Origin of the sequence: Occallatibacter riparius (genome assembly GCF_025264625.1) — a bacterium.
GTDB lineage: Bacteria > Acidobacteriota > Terriglobia > Terriglobales > Acidobacteriaceae > Telmatobacter > Telmatobacter riparius.
In genome coordinates, this window is record NZ_CP093313.1 from 5,938,849 (window position 1) to 5,953,289 (window position 14,441).

The window sequence follows — 14,441 nt, forward strand, 5'->3', positions numbered from 1 at the left end:
CGAATATCCTCTTATTCACGTTTCACTTCTGATAAACTCCTGCACGCCGGGCCAACTCCGCCGCCAATCCGGAATCCAACCGGACAGTCAGAATTTCCAGTTCCCTTTCGACCCGGGACCGGAACTAGGATGATCGCCACGATTTGCAAAGAGGCTACAACATGAAGAAACGCTGGCTCAAGATCGTCGGTGCCGTCGCTGCCGTGTTTGTTCTTCTCCTGCTGCTCATCCCGCTATTTGTGAATGGCGAGACCTTCCGCCCCACGGTGGAGAGCAAGCTTTCCGCAGCCCTGAACCGGAAAGTGGCCCTCGGCCATTTGTCGTTCTCGCTTTTCTCGGGGAGCCTGGTGGCGAACGATATCTCCATCTCTGACGATCCCGCATTCAGTCCGTCACCGTTCGTGAAGGCCAAGGACATCAAGATCGGCGTTGAAGTCGGCGCGCTGATCTTCAGCCGGCAGGTTCACGTAACCGGCATCACTCTGGACGAGCCATCGATTCAGCTTATCCAGAACCAGGCCGGCAAATGGAATTTCTCGTCGATTGGCGGTGCTTCGTCGCCGAAGTCGGCGAGTCCTCCTGGGGGCTCCTCGCCTGTCTCCGGAATTACCATAAGCAAACTGAAGATCAATGATGGGACTGCGACGCTGTCATCGATTCCGGCGACTGCGAAGCCGTTCGTTTACTCCGGGGTTGACCTGAGTGCGAAGAACGTCTCCGTGGCTTCCAGCTCCCCCTTCGACCTCTCAGCCAATCTGCCCGGCAGCGGCAAGCTCAAGCTCTCGGGTACCGTTGGTCCGCTCGCGCAGGCGGATGCCTCTGAGACGCCTTTCCGAGCCAACCTGAGTGTCTCTCACCTTGATCCGGTGGCGGCCGGCATTGTGGAGCGTGATAAGGGAATCTCGACCATCGCCGACATCGATGCGCAGCTTAACTCGAATGGCCGAAACCTGAGTACTACGGGCAAGATTAAAGCTGACAAGCTCCAGCTTTCGCGGACGGGGTCGCCGGCGCCAGAACCTGTCAACGTCGACTTCAACCTCGCCAGTGATTTGCGGGCGCGATCAGGGCGAGCAAACGATATCGCGCTCCACCTCGGCTCGGCCACCGCGCACCTTACAGGGTCGTTCCGATCGACTACGCAGGCGCCCATTCTCGATCTGCGGCTGAATGCGCCCGGGCTGTCGGTTGACCAGCTTCAGAAGTTCCTGCCGGCATTCGGGGTGCAGGTGCCGTCGGGTTCGCAGCTCAAGGGCGGAACGCTTACGGCGAACATCGCAGTGACCGGGCCGGCGTCGGCTGCCACTATCTCGGGGCCGGTTTCGATCGATAACACGACGCTTGCGGGTTTCGATCTGGGATCGAAGATTCAGGGCCTCTCGAATGCGGGCGGAACGTCGGGTGGGACGCAGATTCAACAGGTGAAAGCTAGTGTCGATTCGAATCCGAGCGGCACGCAGATCTCGAATATCTACGGCAACCTGCCGCAGCTCGGCACGGCGACTGGCTCGGGAAGTGTGTCTCCTGCGGGCGCGCTCAATTTTCATATGGTGGCGACGTTCAACAACAACAATGTGGTGGGCAACCTGGCGAATACGGCGATGAACACGGCGGCCAGCCAGGCTAGCGGCTTCCTGGGCGGGTTGCTGGGAAAGGGCGGTTCGAAGCCAGCCCCGAGCAAGAGTAATGCGGCGCGCGGGATTCCGCTCATCATTACCGGCACCGCGACTAGCCCCAGCATCCGGGCGGATGTGGGCAGCATCGCAAAGGGATTTCTGAAGTAGGCGGGGTCCGGCTGTTTACTCGTTGTATAAGCCTTGAGCGAGAGGCTCGGGCTATGTTTTCGCCTTATTTTCGTATTTTATTCGGGTTACGGGCGAAAACGGTTACTTTGCGGCCTCTTCGTAAGCCGCTCTTTATCAAGAGTTTATGTTTTGAATCGGACTGTAGCTGTCTATAAAAGCAAATTTAACTGTTATTTTTCTGGTTAACACCCTTGAAGATTTCGGTGAGGCAAAGCGGGAGAGGATGAGGCATCGCACACTTCAGCTCCGGGGTTATGATGCACCTGAATTGCCGGTCAGGCTGTGTTGACGGTCACAGGTCTGCGGCATCGGATGAGGTCCGGACGAGCCGTACCTGGATCGACAAATAGTCCGCCGAACTAGACACCCGATCGCTCGAGAATCAGCTTTGGACGGCCAGGGCGTCGGCTATGGCGAGGTGGCGGTCTAGGGCGTCGATGCCGAAGTCCAGCTCTTCTTTCGTCACGATGAGGGGCGGGGCGATGACGAAGTGGCTCACCCAGGACTGCTGCGCGACACCGTCCGCCATCATTTTGGCGGCGATCTGATCCACGACGAGCGGCTTGCCTTCGACCTTGTCGCGCATGGTGTTGAAGGGCTCTTTCGTGGTCCGGTTCTTCACCAGCTCGACTGCAAAGAAGAGGCCGATGCCGTGCACATCGCCGATAGAGACGTGCTTCGTCTTCAGGCCCTCAAGCCTCTCGCGAAGATACGGCTCCATTTCTGCGGCGCGCTCGACCAGGGCGAGCCGCTGCATCTCTTCAATTGTCGCGACTGCAGGACCGAGAGTGATGGGGTGCGCCTCGTAGGTGTGGCCGTGGGAGAAGTAACGATCCTCGAAGTAGTCGGCGAGCTTCTTTGTCGTCGCACAGAGGCCCAGCGGTACATAAGCCGAGGTGATTCCTTTGGCTGTGGTGAGAATGTCGGGCTTCACATTCCAGTGATCGACGGCAAACCATTTGCCAGTGCGGCCCCATCCGGTCATCACCTCGTCGGCGATGAGGAGTACGCTGTGGCGGTCGCAGATCTCGCGCAGCTTGGGCAGATACTCCGGGGGCGGGATGAGCACGCCGTTGGTGCCGACGATGGGCTCGACAAGGACGGCGGCAACGTCACCTTCGTTGCGGATCATGTGATCGATGTAATCGGCGCAGGCTATGTTGCAGCCGGGATAGGTATGGCCGATGGGGCACTTGTAGCAGTTTGTCTCCGGAGCGAAGACGAAGCCCATGCCCTTGCCTGCCGGTTCCATGGCCCAGCGGCGTAGATCGCCTGTGGCGGCGATGGAAGCGGCGGTCGATCCGTGGTAGGAGCGGTAACGCGAGATGATCTTGTTTTTGCCCGTAACCATGCGGGCAATTTTGAAAGCCGCTTCGTTGGCGTCGGTGCCGCTGGTGGTGAAGAAGAACTTCTCCAAGCCGGCGGGCAGCAGTTCGAGCAGCTTAGCGCTGAGCCGGGCGCGCGCGTTGGTGGCATAGGCGGGGCCCATGAAGGGCAGTTCCCTTGCCTGCTCGGCAATGGATTCGATAACCCGGGGGTTCTTGTGCCCGAGGTTGACGCACATAAGCTGCGAGGACATGTCCAGGTAGCGCTTGCCCGCATCGTCAGTGAACCAGCAGCCCTCGGCGTCGACCACGTGCAGAGGCTTCCAGCCTTTCTGGAAACGCCACGTGCCGTAGTTGGTGTCGCGCGTGAGTTCGGAGATGGATTCGGCGCTGATGGAGGAGGAGGCCGGCTGGCTCATAAAGCACCTCGGATAGTTAACCCAATGCTACGGCATCTGCGGCAGTGAATCCGCCATGCATTTATCCTGATGAATGGAGAGCCATCGATGAGCGACGGACGCGAGGAACGCCAGGAACAGGAGTGGCGCCGCGAGCAGGAGCGGCGCAAAGACCGGGAGGATCAGACGGAGCGCTATCCGGCGGATCAGTGGCAACCGGAGCGGAAGGAATCGTAAGAACGGAGCTGCGCTTCCGTTTTAGCCGTTGCCGACGCAAGGTTTATGCAAAAGAGAGCCCCCGGGAGACCGGGGGCTTCTGTGTTTGAGTTGAAACTCCGCTTATGCCGAGTAGAGGAGAATGCCAGCGGCCTTCTCTTCGCTGCCCGTGTCTTCCGGACGAACCGGACGATAGAACAACTGGTTGCTCTCGAGATAGACCTCGAGGAACGCCGGCCGGTCGGGAATGTGCCCGGCGATGAGGGCTTCCGAGAGCGGGTCTTCGACGTAGCGCTGGAGAGCGCGGCGGAGGGGGCGAGCCCCGTAGCTGCGGTCGACCAGGGTCTTATCGAGAATCCACTTCTTGGCGTCCTCGGTGACCGAGATGGTAATGGCCTTCTGCGCCAGGTTGGCGTTGAGCTGCTGCACGAGCAGTTCGACGATCTGGATCAGGTCGGCGTCGTTGAGCGACTGGAAGAGGATCACCTCGTCGAGACGGTTGAGGAACTCGGGGTTGAACGTCTTCTTGACTTCGTTCTTGACCAGTTCTTCGACCTTCTCGCTGACCAGGTCGTCGCGATCGGACTGGAACCCGAGGCCCTGCTTCTTCTGCAGATGGCGGGCGCCGATGTTGGACGTCATGATCAGGATCGTGTTCTTGAAGTCGACCGTGTTGCCGAGGCCGTCGGTCAACTGGCCGTCTTCAAACACCTGCAAGAGCAGGTTGAACACATCCGGGTGCGCCTTTTCGATTTCGTCGAGGAGGACCACCGAGTAGGGCGAGCGCTTGACACGTTCGGTCAATTGCCCGCCTTCCTCGTAGCCCACGTATCCCGGAGGCGAACCGATCAGCTTCGACACCGAGTGCTTTTCCATGAACTCCGACATATCGAAACGGATCAGCGCCTTGTCCGAACCGAAGAGGAACTGCGCCAAGGTGCGCGCCATTTCCGTCTTGCCGACGCCCGTGGGTCCGAGGAACAGGAAGCTGCCAATCGGGCGATGCGGCGACTTGAGACCAGCGCGGCTGCGGCGGATGGCACGGGCGAGGGCCGAGATGGCCTTCTCCTGCGAGATCACGCGCTTGTGGAGCTCTTCCTCCACGCGCAGCAGCTTTTGCGTTTCTTCTTCCTTGATGCTGGTGACCGGAACGCCCGTCCAGCGGCTGACGACATCTTCGATGTCTTCGCGGCCGACGATGCCGGCAGCCGAGTCATCGAGGTGATACTTGTCGCGGAGGGCGCGCAGGGTTTCGCGTTCTTTGCGTTCTTCGTCCGAGTAGAACCGGGCCTTCTCAAACTCGTGGTTGGCGATGGCCGAATCCATGCGGTGGACGATGAACTTGATCCGCTTCTGGACTTCGGTGATCTCCTCAGGCAGCGAGGTCTGGCGCAACTTGACGCGCGCACCTGCTTCGTCGATGAGGTCGATAGCCTTGTCCGGAAGGAAGCGGTCGGGGATGTAGCGGTTGGAGTGCGACACGGCAAACTCGATAGCCGCATCGGTGTAGCTGACCGCGTGGAACTTTTCGTAACGGTCCTTGATGCCCATGATGATCTTGATGGCATCGGCCTCGTTGGGAGGCGGTACCTTTACGGCCTGGAAGCGGCGCTCGAGCGAGCGGTCCTTTTCGATGGACTTGCGATATTCGCCCGGCGTGGTTGCGCCGATGCACTGAATTTCGCCGCGAGAGAGGGCGGGTTTGAGGATGTTGGCGGCGTCGAGCGAGCCCTCGGCCGATCCAGCGCCCACGAGCGTGTGCAGCTCGTCGATGAAGATGATGGAATTCTGATTCTCCATCAGCTCTTTCATGATGGTCTTGAGGCGCTCTTCAAACTGGCCGCGGTATTTGGTGCCGGCCACGATCAGCGACAGGTCGAGCGCGAGGACGCGCTTGTCCGCCAGGAACGTGGGCACTTCGCCATCAGCGATGCGCTGGGCGAGGCCCTCGACGATGGCCGTCTTGCCGACACCGGGTTCGCCGATGAGCACCGGGTTGTTCTTGGTGCGGCGGCACAGGATTTGAATGACGCGCTCCAGTTCGCCGTCGCGGCCTACCAGAGGATCAAGCTGGGCGTCCATGGCGGCCTGGGTGAGGTCGCGGCTGAACTCAGCCAGCAGGCTCGACTCGCGCTGACGCTGCTGTTGCGGCGCCTTCTCTTGCGTGACGCGGGCAAGCTCGTCGCGAATCTGCGCCAGCTTGAGGCCGCGCTCCTGCAGAATCTCTGAGGCAAAGCACTTCTCTTCCCTGAGCAGACCAAGCAGAAGATGTTCCGTGCCAATGTGCTTGTGTCCCAGCCGCTCCGCTTCTTCCGCGGCATACGCCAGAACCCGTTTGCATTCATTGGAAAGCGGCAGATCGACCGAGGTTGAAACCTTCTCGCGAATCGTCGTGTGAGCTTCGATCTGCTTGCGGATCGACTCCACCGAGGCGTGCGAGCGCAGGAAACGGTTGGTCAGCGCCTTATCTTCGCGCAGCAGACCAAGCAGCAGGTGCTCGGTTTCGATATAGGGCGAGCCGAACTGGCTGGCCTCATACCGCGCGAAGAAGATCACGCGTCGCGCCTTCTCCGTATAGCGTTCGAACATGGTGTTCTCCCTTAATCAGGCTATTCGGCTGGTGTGGTTGTCCGGTTCACTGAAGTTTATCCGGCTTCAACCCGCCCGTCGCGCCTGCCGTAAAACTATGCCTCCCGAGGCTCCGACAAATACTAGCCTGCCGCGGAACGGCCCTTTGGGATGGTTCCGGAAGGTTCTCCGATCGCCCCGAACGATTTACTGTTCCTGAGCTTCCATCCAACCAATCGGCCTGGTTGGGGATTCAAAATGCCAAGCCGTATTGCCCCATACAGTATGAGACTCATTTTGAGCCCATAACGCTGCTTTTTCAGGACCCGAATTCCGGTCCCGGGTTGCTGTGGACGTTCGATGCTGCGGAATCGTCAGCCAGCCGACCGTGTTCCAGGCGCAATACCCGCGAACATCGCCCCGCCAGTTCCATGTTGTGCGTTACCAGGATGGAAGTGAGTCCGTGACTGGTGTGAATGCGTTGAATGAGGTCAAAGACCTGCCGGGCCGTGGATTCGTCCAGGTCGCCCGTGGGCTCATCGGCCAGCAGGAGCCGGGGTTGGTTGACTAGTGCGCGTGCGAGCGCAACGCGCTGCTGCTCGCCGCCTGAAAGCTCGCCCGGCCGGTGGTCCCGGCGATCGTCGAGGCCCACTTCGCGCAGCCATCCGGCTGCAGCGTCCATCGCTTCCCGCTTCCCCTCCCCGCGCGCCAGCAATGGCATCGCCACGTTCTCCTGCGCCGTGAACTCGGGCAGAAGATAGTGGAACTGCCATACGTAGCCGATTTCGCGATTGCGGAAGGCCGAGGCCTGCCGGGGAGTGAGCGTTGCCACGTTGGTTGAGGCGCAGTATACAGTTCCCGCGGAAGGCGCATCAAGCGCCCCGAGCATGTGCAAAAGTGTGCTTTTTCCAGCGCCTGACTGGCCCATGATGGCAACCAGTTCTCCTGTCATCACTTGGAAGCTCAGGTCGCGGAAAAGCGTCAAGGAACCGCGGGCGGTCTTGTAAGTTTTTTCCAGATTTACGACTTCAACGATCGGTCCAGCAGCCCGCGAGTTCGGGTCCCGCTGAGAGCGGGTGTCCGTTGCGGCAGCCGCTGAGGAAGGTTTTGTCATCCCTTCAAGCTATTTTAACGTGCCACGCGCCGGTGGCTGCGAGCCATCGCGGCAAACTGGCACTAATGCCAGTCCGCCAACCCCTTCTGTGGCTGTAGCTTGAACCATGGAGCCACCCGTGATCGCTGCGCCTGACCGAGAAGTTCCGAGCAGCCCTATCCAGCTCATCACGAGCCCCTTCACTCGTTTCGCCAAAATGGAGGCCGCGAGCGGCATTGTTCTGCTGGCCAGCACAATAGCTGCGCTGGTCTGGTCCAACTCGCCATGGGAGCACAGCTACCACACCCTGCTTGAAACGCCGCTGACGGTCGGATTCGGGAAGTTCGTGGTGACGGAGAATCGTCATCACTGGATCAACGACGGCCTCATGTCGCTGTTCTTCTTCCTGGTTGGGCTCGAAATCAAGCGCGAGTTTCTGGTGGGCGAACTGTCGTCACTGCGAAGGGCGGCATTTCCGTTCCTCGCTGCGCTTGGGGGATTGATTGTTCCTGCGATCCTCTTCCTCTCCGTCGCCCGCGATCCTCAGCTTCATCGTGGATGGGCTATTCCGATCTCTACCGATATTGCATTCACGCTCGGCCTGCTGGCGGTGCTCGGCCGCCGGATACCTGTCGCGTTGCGCGTATTCGTCACGGCCCTGGCTATCGTCGACGACATTTTTGCCGTGGCCATCATCGCCATGTTCTACACCAGTCAGATTGACTATTTGAGCTTGGGGATGGCGATCGGCGGCGTCCTCGTGTCGCTGGTGGCCAATGTTTTAGGGGTGCGCAAGCCCACGGTATACGCCGTCATTGGCGTTGCGGTCTGGTGGGCCGTGCTGAACTCCGGCGTGCACGCGACCATTGCGGGAATTCTGCTGGCCTTTACCATTCCGGCACGCAATTTTCTCGACAAAGACCAGTTCGTGGGGCAGAGCGAGTGGCTGCTCGCGCGGCTGAAAGAGGCGCGGCCCGGGTCGTTTGAGGAGCACTCGATTCTTCACACGCTGGAGAAGAAAGCGGAGATGGCCGATTCGCCGCTGCACCGCATCGAGCACGGGCTTCAGCCCTGGATCAGCTTCCTCGTGATGCCGCTCTTCGCGCTGGCGAATGCAGGGGTGGATGTGAGGCACAACCTGAGCGCAGGCCTCACTCACCCTGTGGGAATCGGAATTATTGTGGGCCTGTTCCTGGGGAAGCCCGTAGGCATCTCGTTGTTGTCGTTTGCGGCCGCGAAGACGGGGCTCGCTCAGCCTCCTGCAAGCGTGGCGTGGCGCCAGATGTTCGGGGCGGCATGCCTTTGCGGAATCGGTTTCACGATGTCGCTGTTCGTTGCGGGCTTGGCCTTTGATGACGACGGAATGCTGAGCATCACCAAGATCGCCATCCTCGCGGCGTCGGTTCTCTCCGGAGCGGCGGGCGCCTTCATACTCGCAACGAGTAAAGCTAGTTCCACCGCAGATGAGGCGGATAACCTCGGCCATGCGGCGAAAGAAGCCTAGCGCGCGTCGGGTGGATCTGCCTCGGCGTGCTTCAATCCAGTTGCGATGCTGCCCGCCTCCGACAGGCGCATCAGACCCCAATAGATCGCACCTGCCGAGAAGAACCCGACGAACCATGCGTAGTCATAGAGGAAGCGAAGCGGGCTGACAAACAGGCCCACCAGCGCGATGACTACTCCAAGTGCCAGCGCGGCGATCGCATACAGGTTGATGCCGTTCGCGTAGTAATAGGCGCCGTCTTTGCGATAGAGCGAGTTCACGTCGAGCTCTGTTTTGCGGATCAGGAAGTAGTCGGTGACCATGATTCCGGCTACCGGCCCGAGCAGCCCCGAATACCCGACAAGCCAGCCGAATATGTACGCATCCGGCGTGGAGAGGAAATGCCACGGGCACATCGCCAGCCCCAGCAGTCCGGTGATCATGCCGCCGGTGCGAAAGCTGATCAGCCTCGGATAGAGGTTCGAAAAATCGTTGGACGGCGACACTACGTTGGCGCCGATGTTGATGTTCATCGTAGCTATCAGAATCGCGATCATGGCGATGAACGCGACCACTGGTTGATGGAACATGCCGATCAGCTCAATGGGATTCCACACTGCGTGGCCGAACAGCACCGAGGAGGCCGACGTCACGGCGATCCCGACGAATGCGTAGAGCGCCATCGCGACTGGCAATCCGAAGGCCTGTCCCCACGATTGCGCGCTCTGTGATTTCGAGTAGCGCGTGAAGTCGGGAATGTTCAGCGCCAGCGTGGCCCAGTAGCCCACCATCCCGGTCAGCGAAGGAATAAATACCGCCATAAACTCGCGCGTCGAATGAAACTGACTCGGCGTGGACAACATTTCGCCGAAGCTGCCGGCCTTCGCACGCACCCAGATCAGCATCACCGCCGCGATCACGAACATGAAGGGCGCACCGAACGCCTGCAGCCGTCGGATGGTATCCACACCGCGCCACACCACCATCATGTTCAGCAGCCAAAAGCCAATGAAGCAGAGCCACAGCGTCATCGGCGCGACCGCAACGGAAGGCGCGATGATCGCCAGCATGGCGTGGATGGCTGTGCCGCCGATCCACGACTGAATGCCGAACCATCCGCAGGCCACCACTGCGCGGAGAATCGCCGGGATGTTTGCGCCGCGCACGCCGAAGGGTGCGCGAATGAAGACCGGGAACGGAATGCCGTATTTTGCGCCGGCATGCGCATTCAGCAGCATGGGGATGAGCACGATCAGGTTGCCCAGGAGCACCGTGCCCACGGCCTGCTTCCAGTCCATGCCCTTGGCGATGAGTGATGAGGCGAGCTGATAGGTCGTGATCTCCATTGACATGGAGAACCACAGCGCGATGTAGTTGTACATCGTCCAGGTGCGCTGCGACGGCGGCACCGGCGCCAAATCGCTATTCGAAAGAGACGAGTCCGCGACGTTCGACATTGGCCTCCAAGGCGTCGTTTCCTGATCAAAGGTAGGGAAATTCAATAGATATAGGAAAGCAGTACGCGGGGCAATGATTCGTTTCGGGGATTTACCGGAGTTGGTCCAGATCCTCGGGCGCGTCAATGTCGACTTCGCCGCCATCGAACGCAACCTCCACCACCGAACGTTCGGGATTGGCTAACAGTCGCCTCGCGCCTACATCGGCTGAAAGCTTCATCAACTCGCTCCACGTGTCACGGGGAAAGATGGCCGGAACGCCACGCAGGCCAGCATAGCTTGAAGCTACGATGACTCCGTCAGCAAAAGAGTGCATCATGCGCGACAGGTGATCTGAGGTTAGACGTGGCTGATCGCAGGGCATGATCAATGCGCCGACTGCATCCGGCTCGAGTGCGTCCAACCCTGCGCGCATCGAGCTTGCGATTCCTTCGGCCCACGCATCATTCTCAACGAAGACCACTCGCTCGTCGCTGACCGCTGCGCGTACGGGATCACGCTCAGCGCCCAGCACTACGATCACCGGATCGAGCCCCGCCTCATACGCGATTCGCACTGCCCGCGCAATCAGCGTCTCGCCGTGGTATTTAACGAGTTGCTTGGGCTGCCCCAGCCGCCGGCTTGCACCCGCCGCAAGGATGATGGCTGCGATTTTCGCTGAGTGTTTCATACCTGCTCATCCGTGTCGGCGTGCATCAGGATCAGCAATACCAGACCCACGACCGCGAACATCCTGAAGGCTTCCTGCTGCCCGTTCCACGTCTGCGACTGCCACATCAGGAACCATTCGCCGCCAACGCAGAGAAACGCTACCAGCCACATCAACAGCGACAACGTCAGCGCGAGTATTGGCAAGCGCTTGGCCGCATTGAACACCGCCGCCGGCTCGCGCAAACTGCGGAGCATACGCACCGACCCGACCCACAGCAACAGAGCGATCGCCGCCTCCCACGCGATTATTCCGACATAGAACGCAACGTGAACTGCCGGCGATCCAATTGCGCGCCAGTGAGTATGGCTCGACGGGAACGTAGAATCCATCATCAGCACGTGGCGCACGAACTGGTAGTTGGAATCGAAGTCGGTGACGTTGTTGAACGCCACCAGCGTGTGGAACAGCACCAGCGCCCAGAGCAGCAGGAGCTTGGCCGTGCGGGTGATCATGTGCTGCTCTCCTGACAGGGATGCAGATGTATGCGGGTCTCGCATCGAGACTACAACATATCTCGTGATTCGATCTGCAGAAACTGCCCGGCGGCCAACCACAACTACCTGCTGAGTTTCTTAGAATGCAGCTATGACAGCTCCTCTGGGCTCGATCCGCACTCTTCGCAGCGCGCTGGCAAACAGCGTCACCACTCCGACTCGCCTGGCCGAGGCCGCACTGGCCAACGCCAACCGCAATGCCAGCGGCAACACTTATCTTTGGCACGACCCTGCCTGGACCCTGCGCGAAGCCGAACGCGCCGAGCAGATGCCGCGCGGCGAGGGTGGCCCGTTTGGAGACGGCCGCGACACGCTCTGGGGCTTGCCTATTTCTGTCAAAGACTGCTTCGATCTGGCTGGCGCGCCGACCACGTGCGGCACAACGTTCTATCGCGACAAGAACGGTGTTGCCCAGCAGGACTCATGGATGGTCGAGCGGCTGCGCGCACGCGGAGCTGTGATTACCGGCAAGACTCACCTGCATCCGCTCGCGTATGGCATCACCGGCGAGAATCCTGAATTCGGCGATTGCCTGCAGCCCGGGAAAGACGATGCACTGACGGGCGGCTCATCGTCTGGAGCGTGCGCGAGCGTGATGGAAGGCTCCGCCGTTGCTGCCATTGGAACCGATACTGGCGGCTCGGTGCGCGTGCCGGCGGCACTCTGTGGACTTGCAGGATATCGAGCCTCGCTTGGGCGCGGAGACTGGCGGGGCGGTGCGCACCTTTCGCAGTCGTTCGATACGCTGGGCTGGTTGTTTGCCGATGTGGAAGAAGCACCTCTGCTAGGCGCCTTCTACGCCGACCACGAGCCTGCGCATGACTTGCCTCATATCCGGGCTTACGGCCGCTTCGCCATCGTAGGCGAGGATTTCCTTCACGATTGCGAACCCGAGATTGTAGAGAGCTATCGGGACACGATCCGCGATCTGGAAGACCTCGGCCTCAGCTCCACGGAGATTAGCGTTGACTGGTGGGGCGACGCGCAAGACATCTTCGCGCCCATTCAGGCATGGGAGGCCGCCGGTCTGCATCGCGGCAACTTCGAGCATTTTGAAACCGCCATTCGCGAGCGCCTGGAGTGGGGCGCACGCATAACGCCTGATGAAATCGCGGACCTGCGCCAGCGCCACGAAGAGTTCAAATCCCGCATGGACGATCTCTTCGATCAACACCAACTTGTGATCCTACCGGCCGCGCCCGTCGCCACGCTCGCCGCCGGAGCAGACCACAGCAACACGCGTAAGCGCCTGCTGCGCTACACCGTGGCGATCAGCATGGCTGGCGCACCTGCGGTGACGATTCCCTGCACCGCGGGCGGAATGCAGATTGCCGCCGCACGCAATCAGGACGAGTCGCTGCTGCAACTCGTGGCTTTGCTCGGGGCGCGGAGAAAGGCTTCCGCCCCCGTGCTCAACGCCTGACTGACACTCGCCTCTGTCCCCGGCTGCAGTTCGCGCCGGAGGCGCAGTTGGCCGCACCGCAGGTGCTCAGATCTGCGAGGACGAGAGCGGGCTGAGTATCAAGTTGCTGATGTTGCTGACAATGGGCTCGAACGCATACTTCTGATCGCTCGACAGCTTCTTCCACTCCGGATTGTTGCTGAACGCAGCCCAGTGCGCATTGAGCTGCGCGAGATCCTCGAAGCTCAACATGTAAGTCAGGCTGGGCATGCGGGCGCCCACCAGCGTGTCGCCAAAGAAGACGTTGTTGAAGCCCGCGGCCTTGAACAGATCGAACTCGCCTGCGTTGAACATCTCAACCTTGCGCACGTGATCGCTGAAGCTTGGGCTCTCATAGGTCCGCAGCTGATACACGCGCTTGGCGCCTGCCGTCTTCGGCGGAGGCGTTACTCGCGGAAATCCTTCGAAAGCAGCCAGCAGCGTCGAGTCTGAGCGCACGAACGCTGATGCCGTCGCGGGCGCGCTCCAGAAAGGCTGTGCCGCTTTCATGAATGCATCGTCTTTGGCCAGGGCGAAGTCCAGCGTGGCGAGGTCCTCCACAGATTTCGACGGAATCAGCACGTAGTATGTCGGCGTCTCCGGCCCGATATCGAGCTTGAACGCGCCCACCGGCCCCATGTTCCTGCGCGCCAGTGCGGGAATCAGCGCATCGCCGATGTAGTGCTCGGTAAGTCCGCTCTGCGGGCCGTTCTCAAGAAAGTACCGGCGCAGCAGGTAGAACTCACGCCCCTGCGGGGCAGCTGCCTGCGCGTTCGCTTTTTGTCCCAACGCTACAGCCGACGCCGCCAATGATCCAGCAAGAAAATTCCGACGATCCAATGTGACCTCCGAGGTTGCAACCTGTGTCTACGGCACTGCGTGTTTACGGCACTGCGTGTTCACGGCACACTGCGAGCAAGCATATCGCAACGACCGCTACTCTTTGCCGATGTCTTCGTTCCAGACCTCGGGGTGAGCGGCGACGTAGCGCTCCAGCAGCTCGCGGCACTCGGCGCTATCGAGATCGATGATGTTGACTCCGTTCTCGCGCAGCCAGTCTGCACCGCCCCGGAACGTGCGGCTTTCGCCTACTACCACTGTGCCGATCCCGAACTGCCGCACGAGTCCGCTGCAGTACCAGCAGGGCGACAGCGTCGTTACCATGATGAGCTTGCGATAACTGCGCTGCCTGCCCGCTTTGCGAAACGCATCCGTCTCCCCGTGAATGCTGGAATCGTCTTCCTGCACGCGGCGGTTGTGACCACGGCTCACCAGCTCGCCGTCTTCAGTGAACAGCGCTGCGCCAATGGGAATGCCACCTTCCGCAAATCCCTGCCGCGCCTCTTCAAGCGCCACCTGCAGCATTGCCTCATACTTCGCCTGATCCATTCGCCGTCCTTTGGATGAGTTGTTTCCCATCATCCCATGCTTGCTAACCGGGAGCGACGC

General features: G+C 60.4%; 12 protein-coding genes. 4 read left to right on the top strand and 8 right to left on the bottom strand.

Annotated features, from left to right (window positions below; translation table 11 throughout):
* Positions 1-161 precede the first annotated feature (161 nt).
* A complete protein-coding gene (locus tag MOP44_RS24305; protein ID WP_260793010.1) occupies positions 162-1,784 on the top strand; it encodes an AsmA family protein in 1,623 nt (540 codons plus the stop codon).
* A gap of 403 nt (positions 1,785-2,187) precedes the next feature.
* Here MOP44_RS24305 and MOP44_RS24310 read toward each other — a convergent pair whose 3' ends face one another.
* Positions 2,188-3,549: an aminotransferase family protein gene (locus MOP44_RS24310; RefSeq protein ID WP_260793012.1), complete on the bottom strand. Its 1,362-nt coding sequence runs from the start codon at positions 3,547-3,549 to the stop codon at positions 2,188-2,190.
* Between the two features lie 87 nt (positions 3,550-3,636).
* Here MOP44_RS24310 and MOP44_RS24315 point away from each other — a divergent pair, with 87 nt between their 5' ends.
* On the top strand, positions 3,637-3,765 hold the full coding sequence (locus tag MOP44_RS24315) for a hypothetical protein (protein ID WP_260793013.1): 129 nt from the start codon (positions 3,637-3,639) through the stop codon (positions 3,763-3,765).
* A 102-nt stretch (positions 3,766-3,867) separates the two neighbouring features.
* On the opposite strand, the gene MOP44_RS24320 is transcribed toward MOP44_RS24315, so the two are convergent.
* Both MOP44_RS24320 and MOP44_RS24325 read right to left on the bottom strand, forming a co-directional pair.
* Positions 3,868-6,333: an ATP-dependent Clp protease ATP-binding subunit gene (locus tag MOP44_RS24320; RefSeq protein WP_260793014.1), complete on the bottom strand. Its 2,466-nt coding sequence runs from the start codon at positions 6,331-6,333 to the stop codon at positions 3,868-3,870.
* A gap of 298 nt (positions 6,334-6,631) precedes the next feature.
* The gene (locus tag MOP44_RS24325; protein ID WP_260793015.1) at positions 6,632-7,426 is read right to left on the bottom strand and encodes an ABC transporter ATP-binding protein; all 795 of its coding nucleotides are present in this window, start codon (positions 7,424-7,426) and stop codon (positions 6,632-6,634) included.
* Between the two features lie 118 nt (positions 7,427-7,544).
* On the opposite strand from MOP44_RS24325, the gene nhaA reads away from it, so the two are divergent.
* Positions 7,545-8,909, top strand: a complete 1,365-nt coding sequence (gene nhaA, locus MOP44_RS24330) for a Na+/H+ antiporter NhaA (RefSeq protein ID WP_260793017.1) — start codon at positions 7,545-7,547, stop codon at positions 8,907-8,909.
* On the opposite strand, the gene MOP44_RS24335 is transcribed toward nhaA, so the two are convergent.
* From MOP44_RS24335 to MOP44_RS24345, 3 genes are all read right to left on the bottom strand, one after another.
* Positions 8,906-10,345 (bottom strand): NCS1 family nucleobase:cation symporter-1, encoded by a 1,440-nt coding sequence (locus MOP44_RS24335; protein WP_260793019.1) that lies wholly within the window; start codon positions 10,343-10,345, stop codon positions 8,906-8,908. The two genes, nhaA and MOP44_RS24335, sit on opposite strands and share 4 nt — an antisense overlap.
* A gap of 91 nt (positions 10,346-10,436) precedes the next feature.
* Positions 10,437-11,015, bottom strand: a complete 579-nt coding sequence (locus MOP44_RS24340; RefSeq protein ID WP_260793020.1) for a nucleotidyltransferase family protein — start codon at positions 11,013-11,015, stop codon at positions 10,437-10,439.
* Positions 11,012-11,509, bottom strand: coding sequence for a DUF2165 family protein (locus MOP44_RS24345; RefSeq protein ID WP_260793022.1), 498 nt, complete (start codon positions 11,507-11,509; stop codon positions 11,012-11,014). The genes MOP44_RS24340 and MOP44_RS24345 overlap by 4 nt, the downstream gene beginning before the upstream one ends.
* Positions 11,510-11,642: 133 nt before the next feature.
* Here MOP44_RS24345 and MOP44_RS24350 point away from each other — a divergent pair, with 133 nt between their 5' ends.
* Positions 11,643-12,974, top strand: coding sequence for an amidase (locus tag MOP44_RS24350; RefSeq protein WP_260793023.1), 1,332 nt, complete (start codon positions 11,643-11,645; stop codon positions 12,972-12,974).
* A gap of 66 nt (positions 12,975-13,040) precedes the next feature.
* On the opposite strand, the gene MOP44_RS24355 is transcribed toward MOP44_RS24350, so the two are convergent.
* Together MOP44_RS24355 and MOP44_RS24360 are read right to left on the bottom strand one after the other, a co-directional pair.
* A complete protein-coding gene (locus MOP44_RS24355) occupies positions 13,041-13,832 on the bottom strand; it encodes an NIPSNAP family protein (RefSeq protein ID WP_260793024.1) in 792 nt (263 codons plus the stop codon).
* A gap of 96 nt (positions 13,833-13,928) precedes the next feature.
* Positions 13,929-14,381 carry a nucleoside deaminase gene (locus tag MOP44_RS24360; protein ID WP_260793026.1) on the bottom strand — a complete coding sequence of 151 codons (453 nt, stop codon included), beginning with the start codon at positions 14,379-14,381 and terminating at the stop codon, positions 13,929-13,931.
* Positions 14,382-14,441 lie beyond the last annotated feature (60 nt).